This window comes from Ancylobacter sp. (genome assembly GCF_965229075.1).
In the GTDB taxonomy this organism is placed as follows: Bacteria; Pseudomonadota; Alphaproteobacteria; order Rhizobiales; family Xanthobacteraceae; genus Ancylobacter.
On the sequence record NZ_CBDDIO010000002.1, the window covers coordinates 3,013,761 to 3,026,819 of the forward strand.

Genomic DNA, 13,059 nt, shown 5'->3' on the forward strand with positions numbered 1-13,059 from the left:
GGGGGCTTCCCTTAAACCAGATTCCCTCGGGGGGGAAGAGTTGAGTCGGGAGGTAGCCCTGCGCGCCGCGCGCAGCACTCATCCCTTCCACAGACGGGTCAGCGCACCTTGCGCCCCGTCGACCGGATCGCTGGCCGGCAGGGGCACCTGCGCAACAGCCTCGCGCGCGCGGCCGAGCGTGGCGGCGTCGGGCTTTTCGATCGCGTAATCCTGCCCCGGCGGGTAGGCGCCGACGATGACGAGATCGGGGCTGGCGGACATCCGCTTATGGCCGGTGCCGGCGGGCAGCACCAGCACATCGCCGGCCGCCAGCTGCAGTTCCGCCCCGCCTTCGCCGCCGATGAGAAGACGCGATGAGCCGTGGGCGAGGGCCAGCGTCTCATGCGCTGTGGAATGAAAGTGGTGGAAGTCGAACACGCCGTCCCGCCAGCGGCAGTCCCAGCCATGGGCGGTGAGGCGCCGCTCGATCTCGTCGGCATTGGCGGGCAGGGCGGCGCGGTAGATCAGGACCGGAAGCGTCGGGTTGTTCGGCACGCCGCCGGAAGGCGGGAACAGGCGGGCTTCGGGGACGGTCATGGCATTCTCCGGTGTAGCCAGGCTCAACCGCCTGCCGCGCCGCCCGGTTCCCCGCTCACGCCGCCTCCGCCAGCGCCTTTGCCGCCGTGAGATCGGCGACGAAGGCGGAATACGCCTCGCGGCGCGCGGCCTCCTCCGGCAGGCGCAGCAGATAGGAGGGATGGAAGGTGAGATAGCCTTCATGCACGCCCAAGCGGTGAGGGCCGCGCTCGCGCGTCACCGCCAGCGCCTTGCCGGTCAGCGCCAGCGCCGCCGTGCCGCCGAGCGCGACGACGAGGCGCGGGCGAACGAAATCCAGCTCCTTTTCCAGCCACCAGCGATAGTGCTTCACCTCGCCGGCGGTCGGCTTCTGGTGCAGGCGGCGCGTGCCGCGTGGCACGAATTTGAAGTGCTTCACCGCATTGGTGAGATAGACCGCCTCGCGGCTTAGCCCGGCCTCGGCCATGGCCTTCATCAGCAGCTGCCCCGCCGGCCCGACAAAGGGGCGCCCTTCCTCGTCTTCCTGGTCGCCCGGCTGCTCGCCCACCAAGGCGAGCCGGGGGTGAGGCGGTCCCTCGCCGAGCACGGCACGGGTGCCGCCGGCGACGAAAGCGGGCGAGGCGGCGATGAGGGCGTTCAATTCCTCAAGGCTGCTTGGCGCCTGCTGCGCCATCGCCGCCACCGCCTTTTGCGGGTCGCGCTTGCGCGGCGCGGCGGCTTGGCGCGCCAGCATCTCGGCCACGCGGGCGGGGGCGCCTTCGAGCAGGCCGGGAATGAGGCGGGCCTCGGGGAGGTTCGGCCAATATTTCTTTGGCATCTCGGTCCTCATCATCGACGGGTTGGCGCGGGCCGGGTTGAAGGCGCTGGCGTAATAGGCGAGCCAGCCTTCCTCGAAGCCGTCGCCCTCCGGCAAGGTGGGCCGGCTTGCGGGCGGGCCGAAGGCAAGAGTGTGATCCTTCCAGCCCACCGTGCCGTGCGGCGTGAGAATCGCCCAGTCCATGGCGGGAAAGCGGGTGCGGAAGAACGGCGCGGCGGCCTCCAGAATGAAATGCTCCGGCTCGAACCAGGCGACGAAACGCTCGCGCCCGTTCTCCGTGCCCAGCGCCTTGAAGCGCACGAAGGCGTGCATCTTGTGAATGTCGCGGCGCACCGCCTTCGCCATCCGCCCAAGACGATGCACCAGCGGGTCGGCGGGGTTGTCGGCCAGCTGCCGCTCGCCCTGCGTCACGCGCCAGATCAGGGTGCAGAGCAGGGCGAAGCGCGCGGGATCGCGGTGGCAGAGCACGAGATCGGCCAGCGTCGCGACGGCGCGCGGCAGGGAGAGGGCCGGCGCCCCGTCGGCCACCATCCCTGCCGCCTCGGCTGGCGCGATCCCCGGCCCAGGAGTGCCGAACAGGTCGGCGCCGCCGCCCTCCATGGCCGGCTCGCCCGGCCCCGCCATCCGCCACACCACGTGCGCCGGCGGCAGCTGCGCCGCCACCAGCGCCCGGACGGCGGCGCGGAATCCGGCGCGGTCGGCGCCGAAGCGCAGCACCATTTCGCGGATGTCGCCCGGCGTACCGCGCGCCGCCGCCGCGCTCACGCGAACAACTCCAGCTGGCGCGCCGGCGGGGCGAGGCGGGCGCGCAGATCGGCGCGGTCGGTGAGCTTGAGCGGGTGATGGTCGGCGGTGATGAGGAAGGCACGCGCCCGCTTCACGCCGGTACTGACGCGCGCGATGTCGTCGAGCGTCAGCCTTGTCTGGCGCCGTGCGCGCAGGATGCGGTCCACCGCCCGGGCGCCAAGACCGGGCACGCGCAGCAGCGCCTCGCGGTCGGCGGCGTTCACATCCACCGGAAACTGCTCGCGGTGTTTGAGCGCCCAGGCGAGTTTGGGGTCGATGTCGAGGTCGAGCATGCCGCCCGCACCGCCCGCGGCGATCTCGTCGACGGAGAAACCGTAGAAGCGCAGCAGCCAGTCCGCCTGATAGAGCCGGTGCTCGCGGACCAGAGGCGCGGCCTTCACCGGGAGCACGCGGCTGGCCTCGGGAATGGGGCTGAAGGCGGAGTAGTAGACGCGCTTTAGGCCATAGCCGCCATAGAGGCCGGCGCTGGTCTTCAGCACCGCCGCGTCGGTGGTGGCGTCGGCGCCGACGATCATCTGCGTGCTCTGGCCGGCGGGGGCGAAGCGGCGCTTTTCCGCGCGCGCCTCGGTGATGCGCTCGTGCATCTGGCCCATCGTCGCCTTGATGCCGGGCGCGTCCTTTTCCGGTGCCAGCGTCTTCAGGCTGATGTCGGAGGCGAGTTCGACATTCACCGAGAGCCGGTCCGCCCACAGCCCGGCCTGCTCCACCAGCCAGGGGCTGGCCTCGGGAATGGCCTTGAGATGGATATAGCCGGCGAAGCCATGCTCCTGCCGCAGCCGCCGGGCGACGAGCATCATCTGCTCCATCGTGTAATCGGGCGAGCGGATGATGCCGGAGGAGAGGAACAGGCCCTCAATGTAATTGCGCTTGTAGAAGCCGAGCGTGATCGCCACCACTTCCTCGACGCTGAACCGCGCCCGCCGCACATTGGAAGAGCGCCGGTTGATGCAATAGGCGCAGTCGAACAGGCAGTAATTGGTCAGAAGGATCTTCAGCAGCGACACGCAGCGCCCGTCCGGCGTGTAGGAATGGCAGATGCCCATGCCGGTGGTCGAGCCGACGCCGTCCTTCTCCGCCTTGCGCCCGCGCGCGCCGGAAGAGGCGCAGGAGGCATCGTATTTCGCGGCGTCGGCGAGGATGCCGAGCTTGGTCCTCAGAGTATCATCCACGTGGAATTCCTCCCACGTTCACTTTATGTTCCCTGTTTGATCGGTTCAACCCACCAGAAATACCGTCGGCTGTTCCGCCCCGCCGGAACGGGGCGGCGCGCTTGGGGGAGCGGGCTCACTTCGCCTTTTTGAACAGACCGCAGGACACCGCGTTCCAGGTCGGCAGCGCGTCGACCCAGCACAGTTCGAGCTTGTCGTCGACAAGGCGGCCTTGCACTGTCCCGCTGTCGCCGGACATCAGGATTTCGCGGTTATCGAAGCGGATGACGCCGACAAGCGCTTCGCTCTTGCCCTGCGGCCCGGTGGCGCGACCATGGAAGGCGCGGCCTTCCTGCGCGTCGATGCTGTAGACGAAGGCCTGGGCGGGCGTGCCGAAAGTCGGCTTGGGGAGGTCGTCGAAATATTTGTTGCTGGTGCCGACGCGGGCGGCGGCGAAGTCCTCGTCGGCGAGCTGCCAGGTGCCGGTGAGGTCGGGCGGGCTGTCGGCGCGGGCGACGCCCATCGCGAGGACGGAAAGGCTGAGCGAGGCGATGAGGAGGGCGGTCTTCATGGCGGGCTCCCGAACGCGGCGGCCCTTTGGCGCGTCGCCATATGGCCGCGCGCGGCACGGGCAGGGCCACCGCCGGGCTCCCACGCCGCCCGCATGGTGACAGGCCCTGATGCCAGCGCAATGACCCTCACCGGCGCGGCGGCCGGCGAGGGTCGGCGCGTCACGCCGCCTTGTTCTTGGCGATCAGCTCGACGAAGCGGTCGAACAGATAATGGCTGTCCTGCGGGCCGGGGCTGGCTTCCGGGTGGTACTGCACCGAGAACACCGGCTTGTCGGTCAGCGCGATGCCGGCATTGGAGCCGTCGAACAGCGAGACATGGGTTTCGGTGGCGCTGGCCGGCAGGCTGTCGCGGTCGACGGCGAAGCCGTGATTCATCGAGGTGATCTCGACCTTGCCGGTGGTCATGTCCTTGACCGGATGGTTCGCGCCGTGGTGGCCCTGGTGCATCTTCACCGTGCGCCCGCCGACGGCGAGGCCGATCATCTGATGGCCGAGGCAGATGCCGAAGGTCGGCACGCCGCGATCGATGATCTCGCGGATGACCGGCACCGCATATTCCCCCGTCGCCGCCGGGTCGCCGGGGCCGTTGGAGAGGAACACGCCGTCCGGCTGCAGCGCCAGGATCTCCTCCGCCGTGGCGGTGGCGGGCACCACCGTCACCTTGCAGCCGGCGCGGGCGAGCAGGCGCAGAATGTTGCGCTTGATGCCGTAATCGACGGCGACGACATGGTGCGCCGGGGCCGTCTGCTGGCCATAGCCCTGCGGCCAACTCCAGGTGGTTTCGTCCCAGTTGAAGCGCTGGGCGGTGGTGACCATCGGCACCAGATCCATGCCCTCCAGCCCCGGCCAGGCGGCGGCTTCCGCCTTCAGCGCGGCGAGGTCGAACTGGCCGTTCGGCGCGTGGGCGATCACCGCGTTCGGCATGCCGCCGTCGCGGATCAGCGCGGTCAGAGCCCGGGTGTCGATGCCGGAAATGGCGATGATGCCGCGCGCCTTCAGCCAGGCGTCGAAATGCCGTGTGGCGCGGTAATTCGACGGGTCGGTGATGGCGGAATGCAGCACCACGCCGCGCACACCGGAGGCGCCGGCCATGGAGACGGTTTCCACGTCTTCCTCGTTGGTGCCGACATTGCCGATATGGGGGAAGGTGAAGGTGATGATCTGCCCGGCATAGGACGGATCGGTCAGCACTTCCTGATAGCCGGTCATGGCGGTGTTGAAGCAAACTTCGCCCACCGCGTGGCCCGTGGCGCCGAGGCCGAAGCCTTCGAGGACCGTGCCATCGGCCAGGACGAGGACGGCGGTCGCGAGCGGCTCGGCCCACACGTCGTCGCCGGAGTGCTGTTCAGCGCTACCGTTCATTGATCTTGTTCCCTGTCATCGTGTGCCCTAATTAGTCCGTTGCCGCGCCGGATGCCAGCCTCCACACTGCGTATCTGGCCCACGAATTGCGGATGGCTGCGCCCGGCTCCGGTGCGCGGCACCATTCGCGAGCGGGCGGCGACCGCCCGAGGGGGCCGAACCCCGCAGGTGAAACATCCATTGGCGCGTGCGGCGTGCGGCCCCGAATCGGGCGCAGATGCCGACTCGCGGATTTCAGGAAGGCTGGCCGACGTGCTGCGCGACGACATCAACACCTCGCTGAAAGAGGCCATGAAGGCCCAGGACAAGCGCCGCCTCGGCACGCTGCGCCTCGTCAATGCCGCGATCAAGGACCGCGACATCGAAGCGCGCGGCCATGGCAAGGACCCGCTCTCCGATGAGGAAGTGCTCGGGCTGCTGACCAAGATGATCAAGCAGCGCGAGGAATCGGCGAAGGTCTATGAGGAGGCCGGTCGCGTCGACCTCGCCACGCAGGAGCGTGAGGAGACCGTGATCATCCAGTCCTTCCTGCCGGTGCAGATGACCGAGGCGGAGGCGCAGGCCGCCATCGCCGCCGTCATCGCCGAGATCGGTGCCCATGGCCTCAAGGATATGGGTCGCACCATGGCGGCGCTGAAGGAACGCCACACCGGCGTGATGGATTTCGGCAAGGCGAGCGGCACGGTCAAGGCGCTGCTCACCGCCTGAGCCGGCCTCCCGGCCGGCTTCCCCTTGCGCGCGTTGGTGCCATGTCTTCAGCCTCCCCTCCGCCCGTGCCGGCCACGCTGACCCTTGCGGGATGCGGACGCGGGGCACGGGCGATCGTCGCCGTGCTGCCGCCCGTCTTCGTGTTCGGCATCGCCTTTGGCATCGCCGCGCGCGGGGCCGGGCTTGAGGGCTGGCTGGCGGCACTGATGAGCATGGCGGTCTTCGCCGGGGCGGCGCAGTTCGCCGTGCTCGACCTCTGGGCCAGCCCCGTGCCGTGGCTGCCGCTCCTGGTGGCGACCTTCGCCATCAATGCCCGCCACATCCTGCTCGGCGCCTCGCTGCGGACGCTGTGCCGGGGTCTTTCGCCGTGGAAGGTCTATGGTGCGATGACGCTGCTCAGCGATCTCAACTGGGCGGCGCTGATCGCGGCCGAGCGCAGGGGCGAGCGCGATCTCGGCTATCTCGTCGGCGGCGGCCTGCTGATGTGGGCGACCTGGGTGGTGGCGACCATCATCGGCGCGGTCGCCGGCGGGCTCACTTTGGACGATGTGAAGACCTACGCGCTCGATCTGGTACTGGTGGCGTTCTTCGCCACCACGCTGGTCGGGCTGCGGCGGGGGCGGGTGGACGATCTGCCCTGGCTGGTGGCGGGCGCGGCCGCCATGGGCGCGGTGTGGTTCCTGCCGCCGAACTGGCATGTGATGGTGGGCGGGCTCGCCGGTCTTATCCGAGACGAGCTGAAGCGGTCATGAGCACCTCGCAGGCGCTGCTCGTCGTCTTCGCCATGGCGCTCGTCACCTATGCGACGCGGGCGGGCGGCATTTTCCTGGTCGGCTTCGTGCCGATGTCGGCCCGCACCGAGAATTTCCTGCGCTATCTCGCCGGCGCGGTGCTGGTGGCGCTGGTGGTGCCGGCGACGGTGCGCGGCGGGCCGGAGGGCTATGTCGCGGTCGGCGTCGCCATCCTTGCCCGGCTGGTTTTGCGCAAGGCGCTGCCGGCGATCGCGCTCGGCATCCTCGCGGCGGCGCTGTGGCGCGCCTATATGGGAGCGAGCTGAGGCTGGGGACAGCGGGGACGGCGCCGCCCATGGGAACGGTTCTTGCCGCAGTGCCCGCTGATGCTGCTAGGCTTTCCGGCCGCCCTAACGCTTGAGTTCACCTCTCCATGCGCTACCCGCCCTCGTTCCTCGACGAGATACGCGCCCGCCTCCCGGTTTCGGAGGTGGTGGGCAAGCGCGTGCAATTGAAGAAGCAGGGGCGCGAATGGCGCGGCCTGTCGCCGTTCAATCCGGAGAAGACCCCCTCCTTCTATGTCAACGACCAGAAGGGCTTCTATCACTGCTTCTCCTCCGGCAAGCATGGCGACCATTTCGACTTCCTGATGGAAGTGGAGGGCCTGCCCTTTCCGGAGGCGGTGGAACGGCTCGCCTCCATGGCCGGCGTGCCGATGCCGGTGCAGTCGCGCGAGGAGGAAAAGCGCGAGAGCCGGCGCAAGACGCTGCATGAGGTGATGGAACTCGCCGCGCAGTATTTCGAGGCGACGCTGCAGGGCCGCGCCGGCGCCAAGGGGCGGGGCTATCTCGCCGATCGCGGCCTCGGTCCTTCGGTGCAGAAGCGCTTCCGAATCGGCTACGCCCCGCCGGACCGCTTCGCGCTGAAAGAGGCGCTGGGCGGGCGCGGCGTGCCCGTGGAAGATATGGTCGAGGCCGGGCTGCTGATTTCGGCCGAGGACATCGCCATTCCCTATGACCGCTTCCGCGACCGGGTGATGTTCCCCATCACCGATCTGCGCGGGCGCGTGGTCGCCTTTGGCGGGCGGGCGCTGGAAAAGGACGTGCCGGCGAAATACCTCAACTCGCCGGAGACCCCGCTCTTCCACAAGGGCGCGCTGCTCTACAACGCCTTCAACGCCCGCACGGCGGCGCATAACGGCGCTGCCGTCATCGCGGCGGAAGGCTATGTCGACGTCATCGCCCTGGTCGAGGCCGGCTTTGCCGGGGCGGTGGCCCCGCTCGGGACCGCGCTGACCGAGGAGCAACTGGCGCTGTTGTGGAAGATGGCGCCCGAGCCGGTGCTGCTGTTCGACGGCGACAAGGCCGGGCGGCGCGCCGCCTTCCGCGCGATGGACCTCGCTCTGCCGCATCTCAAACCCGGCGTCAGTCTCTCCTTCGGCCTGCTGCCCGAGGGGCAGGACCCGGACGATCTGGTGCGCGCCGGCGGGCGCGAGGCGGTGGACGCGGTGCTGGCGCAGGCCCGGCCGCTGGCGGATGTGCTGTGGGCGCGCGAGATCGAGGGCGTGAGCGTCGACACCCCCGAGCGCCGGGCGGCGCTGGAGGCGCGCATCGGCGAGATCGTCAAGGTGATCGGCGACGAGACGGTGCGCAAGCATTACCGCGCCGAGCTGATGGAGCGCTTCCGCCGCCTGTTCGCCCCTTCCTCGGGGGGCGGCGAGGGCGGGCGGCGCTCGGCCAATGAGTATTCCGGCTATTCCGGGCGTGCCGGCGCAAAGGGCGCGCGCCGGCCGGGCAACGGTCGCGGCGGGCCGGGCCGACCGGCGGGCGAGGCGATGCGCCGCTCGGCGCTGGTGCGCGGGGCCGCGGCGGAAATGCCGCGCAACGAGGCGCTGCTGCTGTTCGCGCTCATCAACCATTCCTGGCTGATCGACCAATATGCGGAAGAGCTTGCCGGGCTTTCGCTGCAGAACAAGGAGGCGGCGGAACTGCGCCGCGCCTTGCTCGATGCGCATATGGACGGCGACACCGAAGCGCCGGAGCGGCTGACCGCGCGGCTGGAGGCGCAGGGCCTGGCGCCGCTGGTTGAGCGGCTGGGGCGCATGGCGGTGGCCCGGCATGACTGGCCGGCCTTCTCCGATGCCGGCCGCAGCGATGTGGAGCTGTGGTGGCACCAGCGGCTGGTCTTGCACCGGCGCGGCCATGCCCTATCTAAGGAACTGAAAGAAGCCGAGAAACGCCTGGCGGAAGAGCCCACGGAGATGAATTGGGCGCGCTTTCTCGACGTACAAAGTCAGCTCGCGGCACTTGACGGAACCGAAGCTTTGGTAGAGGGGTTCGGCGCCGCGTCGGGTCGACCGGGGCGGTCGATGTAAGGTCCCTTCGGGCTGCTCGCCCGCGCGTCTTTCGGGCGCGTGGTGCGCGTAGCCCTGTTTGCGTCTCTCGCCTGCCACTGCGCGGGGCGCCGGGTTGAACGATCGAAGGGCGGTGCCGCAAGGACGCCGTCGCACGCCGGGACGCAGGTCTGCGGCGCTTGAGGAGCACAAACGCATGGCGAAGCAGGCAGCGGAAGCGACGGAAGCCCCCGAGAAGGACGGCGACACCCCGGACAGCCCGTTGCTGGACCTTTCGGACGCTGGCGTCCGGAAGATGATCAAGCTCGCCAAGAAGCGCGGTTACGTGACTTATGACGAGCTGAACGAGGTTCTCCCTTCCGAGCAGAACACCTCCGACCAGATCGAAGACATTTACGCGATGCTCAACGAGATGGGCATCAATGTCGTCGAGGCGGAAGAGGCGGAAGCCGAGGCCGAGGGTGAGGAAGCCCCGGCCGAGGCGGCGGAGGAAGAGGAAGAGAGCGGCGGCGAACTGGCCGAGACCGGCTCGCGCACCGTCATCCGCTCGGAAACCAAGTCCGAGCCGGGCGAGCGCACCGACGACCCCGTGCGCATGTATCTGCGCGAGATGGGTTCGGTTGAGCTGCTCTCGCGCGAGGGCGAAATCGCCATCGCCAAGCGCATCGAGGCCGGCCGCGAGGCGATGATCGCCGGCCTGTGCGAAAGCCCGCTGACCTTCCAGGCCATCATCATCTGGCGCGACGAACTCGTCGAAGGCAAGGTGCTGCTGCGCGACATCATCGACCTTGAGGCCACCTATGCCGGTCCTGAGGCGAAGAACGGCCCCATCGTCGAAGGTGGCTCGCTCGCCCCCGAGGCGGAGGAAGAGCGCGAGCCGACCATCGGCGAGACCATCGCCGGCGATGACGATGACGACATGGAGAATTCCCTGTCGCTGGCGGCGATGGAAGCCGAGATCAAACCGAAGGTGCTGGAAACCTTCGACCGCATCGCCGACGCCTATAAGAAGCTGCGCCGTCTGCAGGACCAGAACGTCGAGTCCAAGCTGAAGAACGAGAGCCTCTCGCCCTCGCAGGACCGCAAGTACAAGAGCCTGAAGGACGCGCTGATCCTCGACGTGAAGTCGCTGTCGCTGAACCAGGCGCGCATCGACAACCTCGTCGAGCAGCTCTACGACATCAACAAGCGCCTCGTCTCGCTGGAAGGCCGGCTGATGCGCCTCGCCGAGAGCTTCGGCGTCTCGCGCGAGGACTTCCTGCGCCAGTATCAGGGCTCGGAACTCGACCCGAAATGGGTCGCCCGGGTGAAGAACCTCACTTCGCGCGGCTGGAAGGGTTTTGTCGGGCAGGAACTCGACGGCATCAAGGATCTGCGCTCGGAAATCCACGCCCTCGCCACCGAGACGGGGCTGGAAATCCAGGAATTCCGCAAGATCGTGCAGATGGTGCAGAAGGGCGAGAAGGAAGCCCGGCAGGCGAAGAAGGAAATGGTGGAGGCCAATCTGCGCCTCGTCATCTCCATTGCGAAGAAGTACACCAACCGCGGCCTGCAGTTCCTCGACCTCATTCAGGAAGGCAATATCGGCCTGATGAAGGCGGTCGACAAGTTCGAGTACCGCCGTGGCTACAAGTTCTCGACTTATGCCACCTGGTGGATCCGGCAGGCGATCACCCGCTCGATCGCCGACCAGGCCCGCACCATCCGCATTCCCGTGCACATGATCGAGACGATCAACAAGATCGTCCGCACCTCGCGCCAGATGCTGCACGAGATCGGCCGCGAGCCGACCCCGGAGGAGCTGGCCGAAAAGCTCGGCATGCCGCTGGAGAAGGTGCGCAAGGTGCTGAAGATCGCCAAGGAGCCGATCTCGCTGGAGACGCCCATCGGCGACGAGGAAGACAGCCATCTCGGCGACTTCATCGAGGACAAGAACGCCATCCTGCCGATCGACGCGGCGATCCAGTCCAATCTGCGCGAGACGACGACCCGCGTGCTGGCCTCGCTCACGCCGCGCGAGGAGCGCGTGCTGCGCATGCGCTTCGGCATCGGCATGAACACCGACCACACGCTGGAAGAGGTCGGCCAGCAGTTCTCGGTCACGCGCGAGCGTATCCGCCAGATCGAGGCCAAGGCGCTGCGCAAGCTCAAGCACCCCTCACGCTCGCGCAAGCTGCGCAGCTTCCTCGACAATTGAGGCCGCAGCCTTCCAGGGCTTCAGCGTTCGGAATGCGAAAAGGCGGCCTTTCGGCCGCCTTTTCTTTGGCTCACCGCCCGGGCTGTTCGAGCATCAGGCCGACAATGCGCCTGACAAGCGGCAACACGAGCAGCAGGGTGGGGAACGCCACCACCCAGGAGAGCGCCCACGCCGTCGGCCACATCGCGAGAAAATCCGGGCCGGGGCCGAGACTGCGCAGCGTGGCGATGGCCGAGACCACGAAAGTCATCAGCACGGAAAGCACCATCGGCATGATGAGGCCGGCATAGCGGGCCGGCAGCTTGCGGGAGAGGGGAGAGGCCATGCGGGCCATCCTTCTGGATGGTCGCGGCGGGTCCGGAGCCTACGCATCCGGCCGGCCGTGACCGGGTGGATGCGTTGCCTGACGTCGGACGCTTACGGCCGGCACCACGTGCCGACACGCCACCTTTAACAGAGCTCGCTTCCCGGCGGAAGAGCCGCCGGCCGGCGGGGGCGGCAAGCTGCTGCTGCCGCCCGCTGCCGCCGCCTTCACCGGCGCCGGATAGCCGTCTGGGACCCGTTTCAGCTTTCCTTGTGGCTCAGCCCGATGCCGCCGCTGTCGACCACCACCGCCGTGCTCGCGAGGCTCGCTGCGGTTCGCGGCCAGCGCGCCGCGAGCAGGCGGTTCTTGCCGATGCGGGTCTTGCTGACCATGTCCGACTGGTTTCCGCCGAGCACGTGGAACGCTTCACCGTCCTCACCGCAGTAGAAGCCGACATGGCCGTTGGAGCCGTCGCGCTTGCCGCGCCAGAAGACGAGGATGGCGCCAAGCCGCGGCTCGGTCGCTTCGCCGAATTTCGTCCAGCCGCGTGCCCAGAGCGGGCTGGCCGGCAGCGCCTCTTCCGGCAGGGTGGCGCCGATGCAATGGGCGACGAACAGTCCGCACCACGGGATGTCGTCGTGCGGATAGTCGATGTCGAGGTTCTTAGCGAAGTTCAGGATGACGGGATTGTCGACTTTCCCCGCACCTTCCCGGGTGCCGAGAAGATGCAGCGCTTCCTCGATCCAGACGAGGCCCTGCGGACCGTCGGCGGGCGGTTCCGCCACATCGGCCCCGAGCAGGGCCGCACGCGACAGCGGGCCGGGAATGCCGTCTACCGCCAGTCCCGCTCCAGCCTGAAACGCCTTGAGAGCCGCGATCGACCGCCGTCCCCAGACGCCGTCGATCTCTCCGGGATCAAAGCCCTTATCCTTCAACGCCTTCTGTACACGCCTTATGCTGTCGCCCGACATGAAGCACCCCTTATGGTTGTATCAATGAAGAATACAACCATAGTTTGGGTGCGTCGTTGATACAGCTTCTGCGTGTTTGGCGCGCGCCTCACTCGCCCGGAAGCGGGTGGTTGTGGCGGCGCACGGCCTTGGTGGACGCTTCCACATAGGCCAGCGTGGCGGCGAAGCCGCTGAAGGCGATGATGGTGGCGGCGACGAAGAAGAGGGTTTCGGTCGGCATGGCATCCTCCTTGGGCATTTTCCCGGAGGCTAGCGACCGAAAGCGCCGCGCGCGTTGCGGTATGTCAATCCGCGAGGGCTGTCGCCCCCGGCGTCAGGGGGTCGACACGGCGTGGTCGATCAGCACGGCGAAGCCGATCAGCAGCAGGAAACCAAGGAAGAACAGGCCGAACAGCACCAGCGAGATCTTGCGCGCGAGCTGCGACACGCCGGTCATGCCGATGGCGCCCGCAATCATCGAGATCACCAGGAAGATCACGGCGTATTTGATCATGCGGCGGCTTCCAAGACGGCAGGTGAGGGTGCGGTATCAAC

General features: G+C 68.2%; 14 protein-coding genes. 5 read left to right on the forward strand and 9 right to left on the reverse strand.

Going from position 1 to position 13,059, the window contains the following annotated elements; all coding sequences use genetic code 11:
- Positions 1-78: 78 nt before the first annotated feature.
- The 5 genes from ACO07Z_RS20210 to carA all read right to left on the reverse strand — a co-directional run bounded on the left by ACO07Z_RS20210 (position 79) and on the right by carA (position 5,261).
- On the reverse strand, positions 79-576 hold the full coding sequence (locus ACO07Z_RS20210) for a cupin (RefSeq protein WP_421700346.1): 498 nt from the start codon (positions 574-576) through the stop codon (positions 79-81).
- A 55-nt stretch (positions 577-631) separates the two neighbouring features.
- The gene (locus ACO07Z_RS20215; RefSeq protein ID WP_421700852.1) at positions 632-2,092 is read right to left on the reverse strand and encodes a UdgX family uracil-DNA binding protein; all 1,461 of its coding nucleotides are present in this window, start codon (positions 2,090-2,092) and stop codon (positions 632-634) included.
- A gap of 41 nt (positions 2,093-2,133) precedes the next feature.
- Positions 2,134-3,348, reverse strand: a complete 1,215-nt coding sequence (locus ACO07Z_RS20220) for a putative DNA modification/repair radical SAM protein (RefSeq protein ID WP_421700347.1) — start codon at positions 3,346-3,348, stop codon at positions 2,134-2,136.
- A 115-nt stretch (positions 3,349-3,463) separates the two neighbouring features.
- A complete protein-coding gene (locus tag ACO07Z_RS20225; RefSeq protein ID WP_421700348.1) occupies positions 3,464-3,898 on the reverse strand; it encodes a hypothetical protein in 435 nt (144 codons plus the stop codon).
- A 160-nt stretch (positions 3,899-4,058) separates the two neighbouring features.
- Positions 4,059-5,261, reverse strand: coding sequence for a glutamine-hydrolyzing carbamoyl-phosphate synthase small subunit (gene carA, locus ACO07Z_RS20230; protein ID WP_421700349.1), 1,203 nt, complete (start codon positions 5,259-5,261; stop codon positions 4,059-4,061).
- A gap of 252 nt (positions 5,262-5,513) precedes the next feature.
- On the opposite strand from carA, the gene ACO07Z_RS20235 reads away from it, so the two are divergent.
- The 5 genes from ACO07Z_RS20235 to rpoD all read left to right on the forward strand — a co-directional run bounded on the left by ACO07Z_RS20235 (position 5,514) and on the right by rpoD (position 11,250).
- A complete protein-coding gene (locus ACO07Z_RS20235) occupies positions 5,514-5,969 on the forward strand; it encodes a GatB/YqeY domain-containing protein (RefSeq protein ID WP_421700350.1) in 456 nt (151 codons plus the stop codon).
- Positions 5,970-6,010: 41 nt separating this feature from the next.
- Positions 6,011-6,721, forward strand: a complete 711-nt coding sequence (locus ACO07Z_RS20240; RefSeq protein WP_421700351.1) for an AzlC family ABC transporter permease — start codon at positions 6,011-6,013, stop codon at positions 6,719-6,721.
- Entirely contained in the window at positions 6,718-7,026 is a 309-nt protein-coding gene (locus ACO07Z_RS20245) for an AzlD family protein (RefSeq protein WP_244375847.1), read from the forward strand. Before ACO07Z_RS20240 ends, ACO07Z_RS20245 begins: the two co-directional genes overlap by 4 nt.
- Positions 7,027-7,133: 107 nt before the next feature.
- Positions 7,134-9,074 (forward strand): DNA primase, encoded by a 1,941-nt coding sequence (gene dnaG, locus ACO07Z_RS20250; RefSeq protein WP_421700352.1) that lies wholly within the window; start codon positions 7,134-7,136, stop codon positions 9,072-9,074.
- A 175-nt stretch (positions 9,075-9,249) separates the two neighbouring features.
- The gene (gene rpoD, locus ACO07Z_RS20255; protein ID WP_244375850.1) at positions 9,250-11,250 is read left to right on the forward strand and encodes an RNA polymerase sigma factor RpoD; all 2,001 of its coding nucleotides are present in this window, start codon (positions 9,250-9,252) and stop codon (positions 11,248-11,250) included.
- Between the two features lie 70 nt (positions 11,251-11,320).
- Here rpoD and ACO07Z_RS20260 read toward each other — a convergent pair whose 3' ends face one another.
- The 4 genes from ACO07Z_RS20260 to ACO07Z_RS20275 all read right to left on the reverse strand — a co-directional run bounded on the left by ACO07Z_RS20260 (position 11,321) and on the right by ACO07Z_RS20275 (position 13,018).
- Entirely contained in the window at positions 11,321-11,584 is a 264-nt protein-coding gene (locus tag ACO07Z_RS20260) for a DUF2798 domain-containing protein (protein ID WP_421700353.1), read from the reverse strand.
- Between the two features lie 230 nt (positions 11,585-11,814).
- Positions 11,815-12,525 (reverse strand): TIGR02594 family protein, encoded by a 711-nt coding sequence (locus ACO07Z_RS20265; RefSeq protein WP_421700354.1) that lies wholly within the window; start codon positions 12,523-12,525, stop codon positions 11,815-11,817.
- A gap of 88 nt (positions 12,526-12,613) precedes the next feature.
- Positions 12,614-12,745, reverse strand: a complete 132-nt coding sequence (locus ACO07Z_RS20270; protein ID WP_421700355.1) for a hypothetical protein — start codon at positions 12,743-12,745, stop codon at positions 12,614-12,616.
- 93 nt (positions 12,746-12,838) lie between these two features.
- Positions 12,839-13,018, reverse strand: coding sequence for a DUF1328 family protein (locus tag ACO07Z_RS20275; protein WP_244375854.1), 180 nt, complete (start codon positions 13,016-13,018; stop codon positions 12,839-12,841).
- Between the last annotated feature and the right edge of the window lie 41 nt (positions 13,019-13,059).

Excerpts from the sequence above, each read along its gene's own strand:
- ACO07Z_RS20210 (WP_421700346.1), bottom strand. The coding sequence starts at position 576 with ATGACCGTCCCCGAAGCCCGCCTGTTCCCGCCTTCCGGCGGCGTGCCG.
- ACO07Z_RS20215 (WP_421700852.1), bottom strand. The coding sequence starts at position 2,092 with ATGGTGCTGCGCTTCGGCGCCGACCGCGCCGGATTCCGCGCCGCCGTC.
- ACO07Z_RS20225 (WP_421700348.1), bottom strand. The coding sequence starts at position 3,898 with ATGAAGACCGCCCTCCTCATCGCCTCGCTCAGCCTTTCCGTCCTCGCG.
- carA (WP_421700349.1), bottom strand. The coding sequence starts at position 5,261 with ATGAACGGTAGCGCTGAACAGCACTCCGGCGACGACGTGTGGGCCGAG.
- ACO07Z_RS20240 (WP_421700351.1), top strand. The coding sequence starts at position 6,011 with ATGTCTTCAGCCTCCCCTCCGCCCGTGCCGGCCACGCTGACCCTTGCG.
- ACO07Z_RS20245 (WP_244375847.1), top strand. The coding sequence starts at position 6,718 with ATGAGCACCTCGCAGGCGCTGCTCGTCGTCTTCGCCATGGCGCTCGTC.
- dnaG (WP_421700352.1), top strand. The coding sequence starts at position 7,134 with ATGCGCTACCCGCCCTCGTTCCTCGACGAGATACGCGCCCGCCTCCCG.
- rpoD (WP_244375850.1), top strand. The coding sequence starts at position 9,250 with ATGGCGAAGCAGGCAGCGGAAGCGACGGAAGCCCCCGAGAAGGACGGC.
- ACO07Z_RS20260 (WP_421700353.1), bottom strand. The coding sequence starts at position 11,584 with ATGGCCCGCATGGCCTCTCCCCTCTCCCGCAAGCTGCCGGCCCGCTAT.
- ACO07Z_RS20265 (WP_421700354.1), bottom strand. The coding sequence starts at position 12,525 with ATGTCGGGCGACAGCATAAGGCGTGTACAGAAGGCGTTGAAGGATAAG.
- ACO07Z_RS20270 (WP_421700355.1), bottom strand. The coding sequence starts at position 12,745 with ATGCCGACCGAAACCCTCTTCTTCGTCGCCGCCACCATCATCGCCTTC.
- ACO07Z_RS20275 (WP_244375854.1), bottom strand. The coding sequence starts at position 13,018 with ATGATCAAATACGCCGTGATCTTCCTGGTGATCTCGATGATTGCGGGC.